The organism is Pseudomonas sp. BLCC-B112 (assembly GCF_028550695.1).
Taxonomy (GTDB): Bacteria; Pseudomonadota; Gammaproteobacteria; order Pseudomonadales; family Pseudomonadaceae; genus Aquipseudomonas; species Aquipseudomonas danubii.
This window is the reverse complement of record NZ_JAQQGK010000008.1, coordinates 54,399-68,503: the sequence shown is the minus strand read 5'-3', so window position 1 is coordinate 68,503 and position 14,105 is coordinate 54,399. Positions and strand designations below refer to the sequence as shown.

At 63.3% G+C, this 14,105-nt stretch carries 11 protein-coding genes and 1 tRNA gene; 8 read left to right on the top strand and 4 right to left on the bottom strand.

From position 1 onward, the window contains the following. Nucleotides 1-138: 138 nt before the first annotated feature. From PQT43_RS21210 to PQT43_RS21180, 7 genes are all read left to right on the top strand, one after another. Nucleotides 139-1,257, top strand: a complete 1,119-nt coding sequence (locus tag PQT43_RS21210) for an ABC transporter ATP-binding protein (protein WP_110596323.1) — start codon at nt 139-141, stop codon at nt 1,255-1,257. A 15-nt stretch (nt 1,258-1,272) separates the two neighbouring features. Then, on the top strand, nt 1,273-2,193 hold the full coding sequence (locus PQT43_RS21205) for an ABC transporter permease (protein ID WP_267268896.1): 921 nt from the start codon (nt 1,273-1,275) through the stop codon (nt 2,191-2,193). Next, the gene (locus PQT43_RS21200) at nt 2,190-2,999 is read left to right on the top strand and encodes an ABC transporter permease (protein WP_110596322.1); all 810 of its coding nucleotides are present in this window, start codon (nt 2,190-2,192) and stop codon (nt 2,997-2,999) included. The genes PQT43_RS21205 and PQT43_RS21200 overlap by 4 nt, the downstream gene beginning before the upstream one ends. Before the next feature lie 27 nt (nt 3,000-3,026). Further along, nucleotides 3,027-4,061, top strand: a complete 1,035-nt coding sequence (locus tag PQT43_RS21195; RefSeq protein ID WP_267268897.1) for an ABC transporter substrate-binding protein — start codon at nt 3,027-3,029, stop codon at nt 4,059-4,061. Between the two features lie 71 nt (nt 4,062-4,132). Further along, nucleotides 4,133-5,596 (top strand): amidase, encoded by a 1,464-nt coding sequence (locus PQT43_RS21190; protein ID WP_253085004.1) that lies wholly within the window; start codon nt 4,133-4,135, stop codon nt 5,594-5,596. Between the two features lie 77 nt (nt 5,597-5,673). Continuing rightward, nucleotides 5,674-5,750 (top strand) — tRNA-Met (locus PQT43_RS21185). 180 nt (nt 5,751-5,930) lie between these two features. Next, nucleotides 5,931-6,770, top strand: a complete 840-nt coding sequence (locus PQT43_RS21180) for a 5'-nucleotidase, lipoprotein e(P4) family (protein WP_267268899.1) — start codon at nt 5,931-5,933, stop codon at nt 6,768-6,770. Between the two features lie 58 nt (nt 6,771-6,828). On the opposite strand, the gene PQT43_RS21175 is transcribed toward PQT43_RS21180, so the two are convergent. The 4 genes from PQT43_RS21175 to PQT43_RS21160 form a co-directional block, all read right to left on the bottom strand. Beyond that, on the bottom strand, nt 6,829-9,309 hold the full coding sequence (locus PQT43_RS21175; RefSeq protein ID WP_272754541.1) for a TonB-dependent siderophore receptor: 2,481 nt from the start codon (nt 9,307-9,309) through the stop codon (nt 6,829-6,831). Nucleotides 9,310-9,428: 119 nt separating this feature from the next. Further along, the gene (locus tag PQT43_RS21170; protein ID WP_253085007.1) at nt 9,429-10,370 is read right to left on the bottom strand and encodes a FecR domain-containing protein; all 942 of its coding nucleotides are present in this window, start codon (nt 10,368-10,370) and stop codon (nt 9,429-9,431) included. 2 nt (nt 10,371-10,372) lie between these two features. Then, a complete protein-coding gene (locus PQT43_RS21165) occupies nt 10,373-10,885 on the bottom strand; it encodes a sigma-70 family RNA polymerase sigma factor (RefSeq protein ID WP_213665947.1) in 513 nt (170 codons plus the stop codon). Between the two features lie 144 nt (nt 10,886-11,029). Further along, nucleotides 11,030-11,998 (bottom strand): cytochrome-c peroxidase, encoded by a 969-nt coding sequence (locus PQT43_RS21160; RefSeq protein ID WP_272754540.1) that lies wholly within the window; start codon nt 11,996-11,998, stop codon nt 11,030-11,032. A gap of 271 nt (nt 11,999-12,269) precedes the next feature. Here PQT43_RS21160 and ggt point away from each other — a divergent pair, with 271 nt between their 5' ends. Continuing rightward, nucleotides 12,270-14,105: a gamma-glutamyltransferase gene (ggt, locus tag PQT43_RS21155; protein WP_267268902.1), complete on the top strand. Its 1,836-nt coding sequence runs from the start codon at nt 12,270-12,272 to the stop codon at nt 14,103-14,105.

Below are 14,105 nucleotides of genomic sequence, written 5' to 3'. Positions count from 1 at the left end.
GCCCCAGCAGAACAATAAGAACCCGCGCAAAGCCCGTAAAAACAGGCTTTTCACGCATCCGAACACATCTCGATCCTGCCCAAGAAAAACAATATCCATGGCCTGCGCGACAGCCCATGGGGGAATCGGAGGTAAGGCATGAATGCCCTGCATGCGCTGCAAACACTGGCGGTGTCCATCCGCTCGGTGCGCAAGGTCTACGGCGATCCACACAGCGGCCCGGTGGCCCTGAAGCACATCGACCTGGACATCCGCGACAACGAATTCTTCACCCTCCTCGGCCCCTCTGGCTGCGGCAAGACCACCCTGTTGCGGATGATCGCCGGGTTCGAATTTCCGACCCAGGGCGAGATCCTCCTCTACGGCGAGAACATCGCCGAGCGGCCGCCCTTCGAGCGCCCGGTGAACACCGTGTTCCAGCATTACGCCCTGTTCCCCCACATGACCCTGGCCGAGAACCTGGCCTTCGGCCTGGAATCGCGGCCCATGGGCCAGGTGCTGAGCAAGGCGCAGATCGCCGAGCGGGTGCGCGAGATGCTGGCCCTGGTGCAGATGGAGCGCTTCGCCGGGCGCAAGCCCAACCAGCTCTCCGGCGGCCAGCAGCAACGCATCGCCCTGGCCCGGGCCCTGGCGCCCCACCCCAAGGTGCTGTTGCTGGACGAACCGCTGTCGGCCCTGGACCTCAAGCTGCGCCAGGCCATGCGCGAAGAACTCAAGGCGATCCAGGCCAAGACCGGCATCACCTTCATCTTCGTCACCCATGACCAGGAAGAAGCCCTGACCCTGTCCGACCGCATCGCCGTGCTCTCCGAAGGCGAAGTGCAGCAAGTGGGTCGCCCGGAAGAGATCTACGAGCAACCGCGTAATCGCTTCGTCGCCGACTTTATCGGTGAAACCAACTTCATCCAGGCCACCGTCAGCCGCGTCGAAGCCGGCCTGGCCTGGTTTAGCGGTCCCGCCGGAGAGGCACTGCCGGCGCAACCCTGCAACACGGTCAAAGTCGGCCAGCAGGTCACCCTGTCCGTGCGCCCGGAGCGCCTGCACCTGCGTAGCGACGCCGTGGAAGGCGCCCTGGCGTGCCGCATCGAGGCGCAGATCTACCTGGGCACCGACCTGCAATACCAGGTCAGCCTTGGCGACGGCATGCGCCTCACCGTGCGTGCGCCCAACAGCCTCGAACACCATCCGCGCCTGAGCGTGGGCAGCCACGCCGGGCTGGTGTTCGAACGCGGCAGCGCCAGCGTCCTGCTGGATTGACCACGAGGATTCGCCATGCACGCCTCATCGATTTCCCAGCACCTGGAACGGCGCAAGGCCTTGCGCAGCGTTCTCGGAGTCAGCCCGGCGCTGATTGCCATCGGCCTGTTCCTGATCGTGCCGATCCTCATCGTCATCGGTTACTCGCTGATGGAAGCCAACCCCTACGGCGGGGTGAACCAGGTCTTCAGCAGCGACGCCTACACCTCCCTGCTGTTCGAACGGCAACTGGATGACAGCCTGGCCTTCGCCGACTCCTACCTGCTGATCGCCCTGCGCTCCATCGGCATTGCCGGGCTGACCACCCTCATCACCCTGCTGATCGGTTTTCCGGTGGCGGTGTGGCTGGCCATGCAACCAGTGCAGCGCCGGGGCTTGCTGATCTTCCTGATCACCGTGCCGTTCTGGGCCAACCTGCTGATCCGCACCTACGCCTGGATTCTGCTGCTGCGCAACACCGGGGTGATCAACAACAGCCTGATGGGCCTGGGGGTCATCCACGAGCCGTTGCAGTTGCTGTACACCGACGGCGCGGTGCTGCTGGGGCTGGTCTACACCTACGCGCCCTTCGTGGTGCTGCCGATCTACGCCACCCTGGAAAAGATGGACATCCGCCTGTTGGAGGCGGCCCAGGACCTCTACGCCGGACGCTGGCGCACCTTGCGCAAAGTGGTGCTGCCAATCGCCAAGCCGGGGATTTTCGCCGGGGCGATCCTGACTTTTGTGCCCTGCCTGGGGGCGATGATCGCCCCTGAACTGCTCGGCGGCGGCACCCGGATGATGCTCGGCAACCTGATTTTCCGGCAGTTCAGCGACGCCCGTAACTGGCCCTTCGGCGCGGCCCTGTCCCTGGTGCTGATGGCCGCAGTGATGCTGGCACTGACCGTCTACGCCTTGCGCGCCCAGCGCCAGCGAACCCTTCAGGAGGGCGCATGATGATCCGCCTGTTCAAACGCAACGGCCTCGGTGTTCAGGACTTTCCCGGCTTCGGCGGCTTCAGCTTCCTGTTCTACCTGTACCTCTACGCGCCAATCCTGGTGCTGGTGGTGTTCTCCTTCAACGCCAACCAGTCGGCCACTGTGTGGAGCGGTTTCAGCCTCGACTGGTATCGCGCGGCGTTTGCCAACCAGGCCCTGCGCCAGGCGGCGGGCAACAGCCTGCTGATTGCCGTGTGCGCCAGCATGGCAGCCACCGCCATCGCCACCCTGGCAGCCCTGGGCACCTCACGCGGAGCGAAGTTCAAGGGCCTGCAACTGTCCATGGGCGCCATCATGCTGCCCCTGGTGCTGCCGGAAATCGTCGTCGGCGTGGCCACCCTGGCGCTGTTCTCGACGCTGGGGCTGTCCCTGGGCTACGGCAACCTGATCATCGCCCACACGGTGTTCTGCATCCCCTTCGCCTACCTGCCGATCCGCGCCCGCCTCAACGACATGGACCTGTCCCTGGAGCATGCCGCGGCGGACCTGTACGCCGGCCCCTGGCGCACCTTTCGCAAGGTGACCCTGCCGCTGCTGATGCCGGGGATCGTCTCCGGGCTGATGCTGGCCTTCATCGTCTCCCTGGATAACTTCGTGATCTCGATGATGGTGTCCCAGGCGGGCACCACCACCCTGCCGATCTTCATCTTCGGCCTGTTGCGCATGGGCGTGACACCCGACGTCAACGCCGTGTCGACGCTGATCCTCGGCGTCTCGGTGCTGTTCGTCAGCCTCTCTTACCTGTTGAGCAAGAAACACCCTTGAACCGTCCACTGACCTTGGGGAAATACCATGAGCAAGTTGATCGCAAGTCTGGGAACCTCGCTGCTGCTGAGCCTGCCACTGGCGGTACAGGCCGCCGAGAAACTCAACGTCGTGAGCTGGAGCGGCTATTTTTCGCCGGAAATTCTCGCCAAGTTCCAGAAGCAGACCGGCATCGAGGTCACGGTGGACTCCTACGATTCCAACGAAACCCTGCTGGCCAAGCTGAAACAGGGCGGCACCGGTTATGACGTGGCGATCCCGTCCCACCAGTTCATTCCGATCCTGATCCAGGAGCAGTTGCTGGAACGCTTCGATCCGGCCCAGCAGCCCTACTACGCCGGCGTGGTCGACAACCTGAAAAAGCCGACCTGGGACCCTGAAGGCGCCTACTCGGTGCCCTTCATCTGGGGCACCACCAGCGTGGTGCTCAACGGCGAACGCTACACAGGCCCGAGCGACAGCTACAAGGCGCTCTACGAACCGCCAGCGGAGCTGCAGGGGCGGATCAACATGTTCGACTCGGTGAGCGAAGTGATCGACATGGCCAGCCTGTACCTGAACATTCCGCTGTGCAGCGAAGACCCCAAGCAGATGCAGCAGATCCTTGGCCTGCTCAAGGCGCAGAAGCCCTTCGTCAAGACCTACAGCTCCAAGGCCGGGGCTATCCGCGAGAACCTGGCGGCCGGGGAAATCGACATGTCGATGTTCTGGGGCGGCTCGTCGATGCGTGCCCGGGAGATGAAGCCCGGCCTGAAGTACCTCTATCCTAAAGAAGGCGTGCTGGCCTGGGTGGACAACATGGTCATCCCCAAGGGCAGCAAGCACCCGGCGAACGCCAAGGCTTTCATTGCCTTCCTCAGCCAGCCTGAGAACGCCGCCATGACCCAGAACTTTCTCAAGCACCAGAGCCCGATCAAGGGCGTCGAACCCTTCCTCGATGCCGGGTTGAAGGATGCCCCCGAGCTGCACATTCCCGAGGGCACCAAGGTGGTCTTCAGCCAGACCTGCGGCGAAGGCGCGATCCGCCTCGCCGACCGCCTGTGGACCAACCTGATGCGCTGAGCTGCATTGACTTCTGCCGCCCCGGCCTGGATACCGGGGCGTTTCTAAAGCCGTTTGAAAGGCCCCCTGCCATGAACGCCAATCCCCCCAGCGAACTGGTCCTGCTCCAGGCCCATGAACTCGCCGAGCGTATCCGCCTGCGTCAGGTTTCCTGTCGGGAAGTGATGCAGACCTACCTTGCCCACATCGAACGCTACAACCCCAAGGTCAATGCCCTGGTCAGCCTGCAACCGGCCGACAGCCTGCTGGCCCAGGCCGAGCAGCGCGACGCCGAACTGGCCCGTGGCGACTATCGCGGCTGGATGCACGGCCTACCCCACGCGATCAAGGACCTGTCCCTGACCCAGGGCATCCGCACCACCCTGGGTTCGCCGCTGTACCGGGACTTCATCCCCGAGCGCGACGGCATCATGGTGGAACGGATCAAGGCTGCCGGGGCGATCATTATCGGCAAGAGCAACACCCCGGAATTCGGCCTCGGCTCGCAGACCTACAACCCGCTGTTCGGCGCCACCGGCTGTGCCTATGACCCGAGCAAGACCGCTGGCGGCAGCAGTGGCGGCGCCGCCGCAGCCCTGGCCCTGCACCTGGTGCCGGTGGCCGACGGCAGCGACATGATGGGCTCGCTGCGCAACCCGGCGGCCTTCAACAACATCTTCGGCTTCCGACCGTCCCAGGGCCGGGTGCCGTTCGACGACAGCAGCGACCTGTTCATCGACCAGCTCGGCTACGAAGGCCCCATGGCCCGCAGCGTGCGCGACGCAGCCCTGCTGTTATCGGTGCAGGCCGGCGGTGACGCCCGAGCACCGCTGTCCATCGCCGAATCCGGCCAGGGCTTCGCCGCGCCACTGGAGCGCGACTTCAAGGGCACGCGCCTGGGTTGGCTGGGGGACTTCAACGGTTACCTGCCGATGGAAAAGGGCCTGCTGCAACTCTGCGAAAAAGCCTTGGGCGATTTCCGCAGCCTGGGCTGCAGCGTCGAACCGGCCAGCCCGAACTTCGCCCCCGAGCGCCTGTGGAGCAGTTGGCGCACCCTACGCCACTGGATGGTCGCCGGGTCCCTGGGCAGCACCTATGCCGATCCACAGAAACGCACACTGCTCAAGGACGAGGCCATCTGGGAAGTGGAGAGCGGCCTCAAGCTCTCCGCCAGTCAGGTATTCGAAGCCTCAGTGATCCGCAGCGACTGGTACCGCGCCATTTCAAAGCTGTTCGAGCGCTTCGACTACCTGCTGCTGCCCAGCGCCCAGGTCTTCCCCTTCGACAAGCACACCCCCTGGCCGCGCAGCATCGAAGGCGTGGCCATGGACACCTATCACCGCTGGATGGAGGTGGTGATTCCCGGCACCTTGTCCGGCTGTCCGGTGGCCAGTGTCCAGGCCGGCTTCAATGCCGAAGGCCTGCCCATGGGTTTGCAGATCATCGGCAAACACCAGGCCGACTTCGCCGTCCTGCAACTGGCCCACGCCTACGAACAGGCCAGCCGCTGGTTCCAGCGCTGCCCGTCGCCGCTGATTTCGGAGGGGAAGGGATAAACGGTTGATAGCGTAGATAATTTTTTTATAAAAACGCTTGACGCATTGTCGTTCTGCGCGAATAATGCGCGCCACTTGGCTACATAGCTCAGTTGGTTAGAGCATAGCATTCATAATGCTGGGGTCCGGGGTTCAAGTCCCTGTGTAGCCACCAAGTACTAAAAACGGCTTACCGCAAGGTAAGCCGTTTTTTTATGCCCGCAGAAAAGTGCCGGAGATTACGCCGCATTGATCCACAAACGCGACACCTGCATTGAGCCCCCGCCCGGGGTGAGATAGAACACCGGGGCAGTGTGTGTGAGAGCTGCGCAATCCTCACTTCAAGGGCTCGATAATGACAATAAAAAACCACAGGACTTCAGTCGCCCCCTGGCTGTTCTCGCTCCTGGCAATCACCTGTACCCCAGCCTTCGCCGAACAGGCCTCTACCCCGCTCTCCAATCTGCTGACCGCCGCCGTCGCCTGGAAACAGACCGCCGCCGAATTCGAGGCGCTGTACTACCAGGGCTTCAACATTGCCCGCCTGCAACTGGACCGCGCCCTGCAAGAACACAAGGCCGGCGACCGGCCGCTGGCGATCATCAGCGACGTCGACGACACCGTGCTCAGCAGCAACAGCTACTGGGGCTACATGATCAATTCGGGCAAAGAGTTCTTCGATGACGAGGCCTGGGACAAGTGGGTCGCGGACAATGGCCCTGTGGCCACTCCGGGGGCGGTGGAATTCCTCAAGTACGCCCAATCCAAAGGCGTCGAGGTGTTCTACGTCACCAGCCGCGACCAGGGCGAAAAGACATACGAATACGCCCTGGCCAACCTGCGCAAGAACCAACTGCCCTATGCCGATGACCAGCACCTGACGGTGTACCGCGACAGCTCCAACAAAGAGCCGCGGCAGCAGGAAATCGCCAAGGACCACAACGTGGTGCTGATGCTGGGTGACAACCTCAACGACTTCAAACGCAAGTACTACGTGGCCGACGTCAAACAGCGCAGCAGCCTGATGACCGATGACAAGGAACAATTCGGGCGCAAGTTCATCCTCTTCCCCAACCCCACCGACGGCCACTGGCTGAAAGCGATCTTCGGCGATTCCGAACCGCCAGCCACCGCGGAAAACCGCGCCAAGTTCAAGGCCGCGGCCGGAGCTAACGCCTGGCAGGTGAAAGACTAACCACGCAACACACAGCCCCGCACAGGGGCGGCCATGGCTCCATTCGAGCCATGGCCCGCTACAGCGACCATCGCACCGTCACCATGGCATTGCGCGGTTCACCATAGATGTCATTGCCGTAGTAGGTATTGGTGCTGATGCTCTGGTAGTACTTCTTGTCGAAGACGTTGTTCAGGTTAAGCCGAAACTCAAGATGTTCGGACGCCCGATAGCGAGTCATCAGGTCCACCAGGGCATAGCCTTTCTGTTCGACGTACATCGGCGTACCCGAGTCGTAGAAATTCACATCCTTGTTGTAGATCCGGTTCTGGCTATAGAGCCCCCCGCCCACAGTCCAACGATGCAAATCTCCCGGCAGTTGGTAAGTGGTAAAGGCCTTGAACACGTGACGTGGAATATCGGTGTCGAACAGGCGGCCGACATTGTCCTCGTTGCCATCCTTGCGATACTTGGCCTGGGCATAGGTGTAGCCCGCCCCCAGCTCCCAGCCCGGCGCCAGCTCACCGTTGACCTCAAGCTCGATACCTTCGCTGCGCACCTCGCCGCTGGCTTCGTAGCACTGCAGGCTGGAGCACTGAGCGCTGACCACCTGCTTGGCGCGATTCACCTGGTCGATCCTGAACACCGCAGCGCTGGCGGTCAGGGCCCCTTCGAAGTATTCGCCCTTGATGCCCGTCTCGTAGTTCTTACCGACTACGGGCTTGAGCAAGCCACCGGAGCTGTCCACTTCCGCTTGTGGGCTAAAGACATCGGTGTAGCTGGCATACACCGAGTGATGGGCGTCAAGGTCATAGACCATGCCCGCATAGCGAGTGAGGTTGCGGGTGACCTTGTAGTCGGTGCTGGAGGCGGTGCGCACCCCGGCAAAGCGCGTATCCACATCGTAGTCGTACCAGTCCAGGCGCCCACCCAGAATCAGGGTCAGGGGCTCGGCGAGGCTAAAACGTGAGGTGAGGTAGAAACTCTTCAGCTCGGAGTTGCGCTCCTGGCGCCAGTAATCCAGGTCCATCTGCGGCTTGGGCACGCTATGGGGGTCGGGACGGTAGATGTTGGTCCGCGTCTCGTTGTCCTGGAAATTGCCCTTGCCGCGAAAGGCCAGCTCACGCTGACTGGCCCCCACCACCAGCTCATGCTCACGCCCGAACAGGGCAAACGGCCCGGAAGCGAAGAGGTCGTAGCTGTCTTGCTGATCCTTGTAGTGGTACTGACCGACGTACTGGCCGAACTCGTCGAAATCGGTGCCGAAACGCTCGGTCATCGAACCGAGCATCTGCAAGTCGGACCAGGACTTGCTGGCCGACAGCAACAATTTCCAGCCGTTGTCGAAGCGGTACTCCAGGCGACCAAAGGCCGTGACGTTGTTCTGGTCCCAGTACTCCCAGTCACTGCCCAGGTAGGCCGAGCGCGACAGGTGCAGGTGCCGGCCGTCAATCGCCGCAGGCAGCCCGCCCCAGGTCGTGGTGTTATGCGACGCCTGATTGGTAGCACCCACGGTCAGCGTGGTGTTGTCATTCAAGTCGGCCTCGGCAATGCCGTAGAACACCGAACGCTCGGCATCGGCCACGTCCTGGAAACTGTTCTTGCTCTGGTAGGCAGTCACCAGGCGCCCACGCAACGTGCCACTGTCATTGAGGGCACTGGAGGCATCAATTTCGCTGCGATAATTGTCCCAACTACCGGCACTGGCCGTGATGCTCAGGCGCGGGGCGGCAGTGGGCCGCTTGCGCACCATGTTGATCGCCGCCGAAGGGCTGCCCGCCCCCTGCATCAGGCCGGCGGCGCCACGCATGACCTCGACCCGATCGAAGATCGCAGTGTCGGCCGAAGTGCTCATGTCCCGGCTCAGGTAATGGGACATATCGTTGGCCAGGCCATCGACCATGAGGTTCTGCACGGCAAAACCCCGCGAATAGAAAATCGGTCGCTGTGGTCCGTCCTTGGTGATGGAAATGCCCGGGGTACTCTTGAGCACATCCTCCAGGCTTTGCATGTTCTGATCGTCCATGCGCTGGCGGGTGACCACGGTCACCGACTGTGGAGTCTCGCGAATCGACAGGGCCAGCTTGGTAGCCGTCTGCATGGCGCCGGTGGTGTAGGAGCCGGTGTCTTCGGTGGTAGTGCCCAGAGACGCGCCGGTGATCTGGGTCGGCCCCAGATGCAACGCCGCCCCCGTCGGCAACTTGACCAGGGTATAGCGCGCCGGGCCTTCCTGGCGCAGCTGCAAGCCACTGCCGGCCAGCAGCTGCGCCACGCCCTGACTGAAGGAATAATGGCCCTTGAGCCCCTGGGTAACCAGCCCCTGGGTCTGGCTGGAGCCAAAGGACAGAGTAACCCCGCTGGCCGCGGCAAACTCACTGAGTGCAGTCCCCAGTGCCCCTGGCGCAATGTTGAATTCCTGTGCTTCGCCCACCGCCTCCTGGGCCAGGGCAAACGGCGCAACACAGGTGGCCGCCAGCAGCGTGCCAAGGGTGATGCTCAACGCCGTGCGATTGAAACTGCGCCGCAGGGCGGCCTGGGTGAAACGACTCCGGTGGCTCATGTACGCGTCCTATGCCATAGCAGTAAAGGCGGCTGATTGACCGCTCTACTGATGAGCCGAACGCCAGGCGGAATCGGCAAGGCGCATTGACGATTTTTCTTCAAGCGACCATTCGCCCGTCACGCTTGCACACGCACCCAGTACCTGGAAAACCGGCGCACCCTCACCGGCAACGACAATGGCAGGTTGGCCAGCACCCCATCGATATCATCCAGGCGGAAGGCGCCGCTGATCCGCAGTTGCGCAACTTCATCCGCACACCCCAGGTAGCCAGGGCGGTAACGGCCCAGCTCACGGATGAAATCCGCCAGTCGCCAGTCAAGCGCCACCATCTGGCCCCGGACCCAGGCACTCTCGGCATTGTCCGCCACCCGCAGGGCACCCATCTGCCCGGAGCCAAAGGTCAGCGACTGGCCTTCGGCGACCCTCTGGGCATGTTGCGGATCATCGTTCAGGCGCACCTCCACAGCATGTTGCTGAACCGAGACTCGGCTGAAGGCCGGGTCCAGGCGCACATCGAAACGGGTGCCCAGGGCCCGGATGCGGCCATGGGCGGTTACCACCAGCAAAGGCCGCGCCGGGGCCCGGTCTGCGGCAGTAGTGACCTGGATCTCGCCCTGACGCAGGAAGATCAGCCGTTCTTCATGGCTGTAGGCAACGTCGACCCGAGTATCGGTATTGAGGTGCAGCCGCGTACCGTCGGCCAGCAGTTCTTCCCGGCGCTGGCCGGTGCGCGTGGCGAAGTCGGCGCTATAGGGAGACAGCCGATAGCCGCCCAGCAACGCCGAGCCGCCAGCCATCAGCAGCAGTACCTTGAGGCCCTGGCGACGCTGGATGCCCATTTCCGACAAGACCGGCAAGGCAATATCCTGCGGGACCCCACGCAGCTGCTGTTGCAGCCTTTGCACCCGGGCCCAGGCTCGCGCATGTTGCGCATCGGCGCCAAGCCACTGCTGCCAGGCCTGTTGCTGCGCCGCGCTGACCTGTTGATCGTTGAGGATCAGGTACCAGTCCACCGCTGCCTGCAGGTGGGCCTTGTCCAGGAGAGGAGGCGACGGCACGTTCAATCGTCCATCAGTTGTATGCATTGCAGCAGTGCCTTGCCCAGATGATTCTTGACGGTGGTCACCGACACTCCCAACTGCCGCCCGACCTGCACATAGCTCAGGCCATCCAGCTGCACCATGAGGAAAATCTGCCGGGTGCGCGTGCCCAGCCCATCGAGCAAGGCATCGATGGCCAGCAATGACTCGATGATCAAATGATGGGTTTCAGGAGAAATGTCCTGGGGCTCCGGACGTGCCGCCAAAGCCTCCAGATAGGCCTGTTCCAGAACTCTGCGGCGCACCTTGTCGATCAGCAGGCCGCGGGCGATGGTCGCCAGGTAATGACGGGGCTCTCGCAATACCGGCAACTGGCGCAGCGACAGCATCCGCACGAAGGTGTCCTGGGCCAGGTCTGCTGCATCGGCACAGTTGCCGGTGCGGCTGCGCAACCAGCCCTTCAACCAGCCGTGGTGGGCGCCATACAGATCTTCGATCTCCAGCGATATTGAAGCCTTGACCCCTGCGTCCATGATCGACCGTCGCTAATGATAATATCTCTCATTATTATCCAGTCGTTTTTTCATGACAACAGAGTCCCCTTCCCGGCAGACCTGAATGCCGCATACTAGGCCTTTCCGGAAAAACCGCAGCACGCTGCGGTTTTTCCACCCAGGTCAGTTGAACGGCTGCGGACGCGGTGTCTGCGCCGATGACGGCGGCAGCATCGGTAATTTGAAGTCCGGCTGATCGCCGGTCAGGGTTTCCAGGAAGGCCACGATCTGGCCGACTTCCTCAGTGCCCAGCTTGCGCCCCAATTGCAGCCTGGCCATCACGTCAACCGCCTCCTCTAGCTTCCAGTAGGCACCATCGTGGAAGTAGGGATAGGTCAGCGCCACGTTGCGCAGGGTCGGCACCTTGAACAGCATCCGGTCGGCGTCCTTGCCGGTCAGTCCGGCCACGCCCTGGGCTGGGTTCTGGGTGACGTAGGGTTCGATCATGCCCATTTTCTGAAACGAGCCGCCGCCCACCGCCTCGCCGTTATGGCAGGCCACGCAGCCGATGGACTTGAACAGTTGGTAGCCCTTGAGCGCAGTCGGGCTGATGGCCGCCTTGTCGCCCTTGAGCCAGCGGTCGAACGCCGCGTTGGGCGTCACCAGGGTGTCTTCGAAGGCGGCAATGGCGTTGGTGGCGTCTTCGAACCTGATCTCATCGTTGCCATACACACGCTTGAACGAAGCCCGGTACTGGGGAATGGAACGCAGTACGTCCACCGCCAGGTCATGGGTAAAACCCATCTCCCCCGGGTTGGTGATCGGGCCGCTGGCCTGCTCCTGCAGCGTCGCCGCACGGCCATCCCAGTACTGGGCAAAACTCAGCCCAGAGTTGAGCACCGTGGGCGAGTTGATCGGTCCTTGGTGCCAGTTGTGGCCGATGGAGGTGGGCAGGTTGTCGCTGCCGCCCATGCTCAGGTTGTGGCAGGAGTTGCAGGAAATGAAACCGGATTTGGACAAGCGCGGGTCGAAGAACAGCTGCTTGCCCAACTCCACCTTGGCCACATCACTGATCTTCGCCGGCTGCACCGGCAGGATCGGCTCGCTCGGCGTCTCTCCCCGCGCCTCACTCCCCAGCAGCAATCCGAACACAAGTAACCACTTACAACCGTGCATGGCGTCCTCTCATCAGGCTTATGGTTTGCTGCACCATGTGCCCAACCTCCCCCAGCCGCCCTGACTCAGATCAATCGGTGGCCGGGTGCACGCCTGCCTGCGACCCTATGTACAGGGCCGCTGTCTAGCGTCTTGCCACTGGCCCAGCGCACGGTCATGGCCACCTGCCGGCCCTGCTGGCGGCGCCACTGCTGTACATTCCCCTCCACGGACGACACCTCATTTCCCAGTGAACGGAGCTCAACGCGTGTTCTCGATCTTCCCTCCCCGTCACCCACGACTCCTCAGCCTCGGCCTGCTGGCCGCCGCCCTCAGCCTCAGCGCCTGCAACAACCCGCCCTCTTCCACCGCCCTGCCTGCCGCTCCGGAAATCGCTTCGGGCTACCGCACCGACATGCAAACCCGGCATGCCGACAAACACATGGCGGCCGCCGCCAACCCGCTGGCCGCCGAGGCCGGGCGCGAGATGCTGCGCAAAGGCGGCTCGGCCATTGATGCGGCGATTGCCATGCAAGCGGTGCTGACCCTGGTGGAGCCGCAGTCCTCGGGGATTGGCGGCGGCGCGATGATCGTGCTCTGGGACGGCAAGGCCGTGCGCACTTATGACGGTCGGGAAACCGCGCCGGCGGGCGCCACCGAGAAGCTCTTCCTGCAGGCGGACGGCAAGCCGATGCCCTTCCCTCAGGCGCAGATCGGTGGACGCTCGGTGGGCACCCCGGGCGTGCTGCGCGCCCTGGAAATGGCCCACCAGAAACACGGGCGCCTGCCTTGGGCGCAATTGTTCGAACCGGCGATCCGCCTGGCCGAGCAAGGCTTCGCCATCTCGCCACGGCTGCACAGCATGATCAGCGCCGACCCGTTCCTGGCGCGCTCGCCGGACATGGCCGCGTACTTCCTGAATGCCGACGGCACGCCGAAAGCCGTGGGCACCTTGCTGAAAAATCCACAGCTGGCCGCCGTGCTCAAACGCATCGCCCAGGAAGGCCCGGACGCCCTGTACACAGGCCCGGTGGCCGCGGAAATCGTCGCCAAGGTCCAGGGCCACGCCAACCCCGGCAGCCTGTCGCTCAACGACCTGCAAGGCTACCGCGCCAAGGAACGCGCGCCGCTGTGCAGCGACTACAAGCGCTGGCAGGTGTGCGGCATGCCGCCGCCTTCATCGGGCGGTGTGGCGGTGGCGCAGATCCTCGGCACCCTGCAGGCTCTGGAACAACGCGACCCGCGCTACACCCTGGCCAACCTCAAGCCGCAGAAAACCAACCTGCCCGCCGGCCTTGAGCCAGCGCCACAAGCGGTACACCTGATCGCCGAAGCCGAACGCCTGGCCTATGCCGACCGTGGCCTGTACGTGGCCGACAGCGACTTTGTGCCAGTACCGGTGGCCGGCCTGATCGCCCCGGACTACCTGGCCAAACGCGCTGCGCTGATTGGCGAACGCAGCATGGGCAAGGCCGAACCGGGCAAGCCTCAGGGCATCCAGGTGGCTTACGCACCGGACCGTTCGCCAATGCGCATCTCCACCTCGCAAGTGGTGGCGGTGGATGACCTGGGTGGCGCCGTATCGATGACCACCACCGTGGAAGCGGCGTTCGGCTCGCACCTGATGGTCCAGGGCTTCATGCTCAACAACCAGCTGACCGACTTCTCCTTCATCCCCGAGGAAAACGGCCAGAAGGTGGCCAACCGCGTCGAACCGGGCAAGCGCCCGCGCTCGTCCATGGCGCCGACCCTGGTCTTCGACCGCGCCAGCGGCGAACTGCTCGCCAGCGTTGGCTCCCCCGGCGGCTCGCAGATCATCGAGTACGTGGCCAAGTCGCTGGTGGGCATGCTCGACTGGAACCTCGACCCGCAAACCGCAGTCGGCCTGCCCAACTTCGGCAGCCGCAACGGCCCCACAGAACTGGAGAAGGGCCAGTTCAGCCCGGCGCTGAAACAGGCGCTGAAAGCCCAAGGCCATGAAGTGAACGAGATCGACATGACCAGCGGCACCCAGGCCATCGTTCGCGTGCGTGATGCACAGGGCAAGGCGTCCTGGGCTGGCGGCGCCGATCCACGGCGCGAAGGGGAAGCGCTGGGGGATTGA

Excerpts from the sequence above, each read along its gene's own strand:
- PQT43_RS21200 (WP_110596322.1), top strand. The coding sequence starts at position 2,190 with ATGATGATCCGCCTGTTCAAACGCAACGGCCTCGGTGTTCAGGACTTT.
- PQT43_RS21210 (WP_110596323.1), top strand. The coding sequence starts at position 139 with ATGAATGCCCTGCATGCGCTGCAAACACTGGCGGTGTCCATCCGCTCG.
- PQT43_RS21165 (WP_213665947.1), bottom strand. The coding sequence starts at position 10,885 with ATGGACGCAGGGGTCAAGGCTTCAATATCGCTGGAGATCGAAGATCTG.
- PQT43_RS21190 (WP_253085004.1), top strand. The coding sequence starts at position 4,133 with ATGAACGCCAATCCCCCCAGCGAACTGGTCCTGCTCCAGGCCCATGAA.
- PQT43_RS21175 (WP_272754541.1), bottom strand. The coding sequence starts at position 9,309 with ATGAGCCACCGGAGTCGTTTCACCCAGGCCGCCCTGCGGCGCAGTTTC.
- PQT43_RS21180 (WP_267268899.1), top strand. The coding sequence starts at position 5,931 with ATGACAATAAAAAACCACAGGACTTCAGTCGCCCCCTGGCTGTTCTCG.
- PQT43_RS21195 (WP_267268897.1), top strand. The coding sequence starts at position 3,027 with ATGAGCAAGTTGATCGCAAGTCTGGGAACCTCGCTGCTGCTGAGCCTG.
- PQT43_RS21205 (WP_267268896.1), top strand. The coding sequence starts at position 1,273 with ATGCACGCCTCATCGATTTCCCAGCACCTGGAACGGCGCAAGGCCTTG.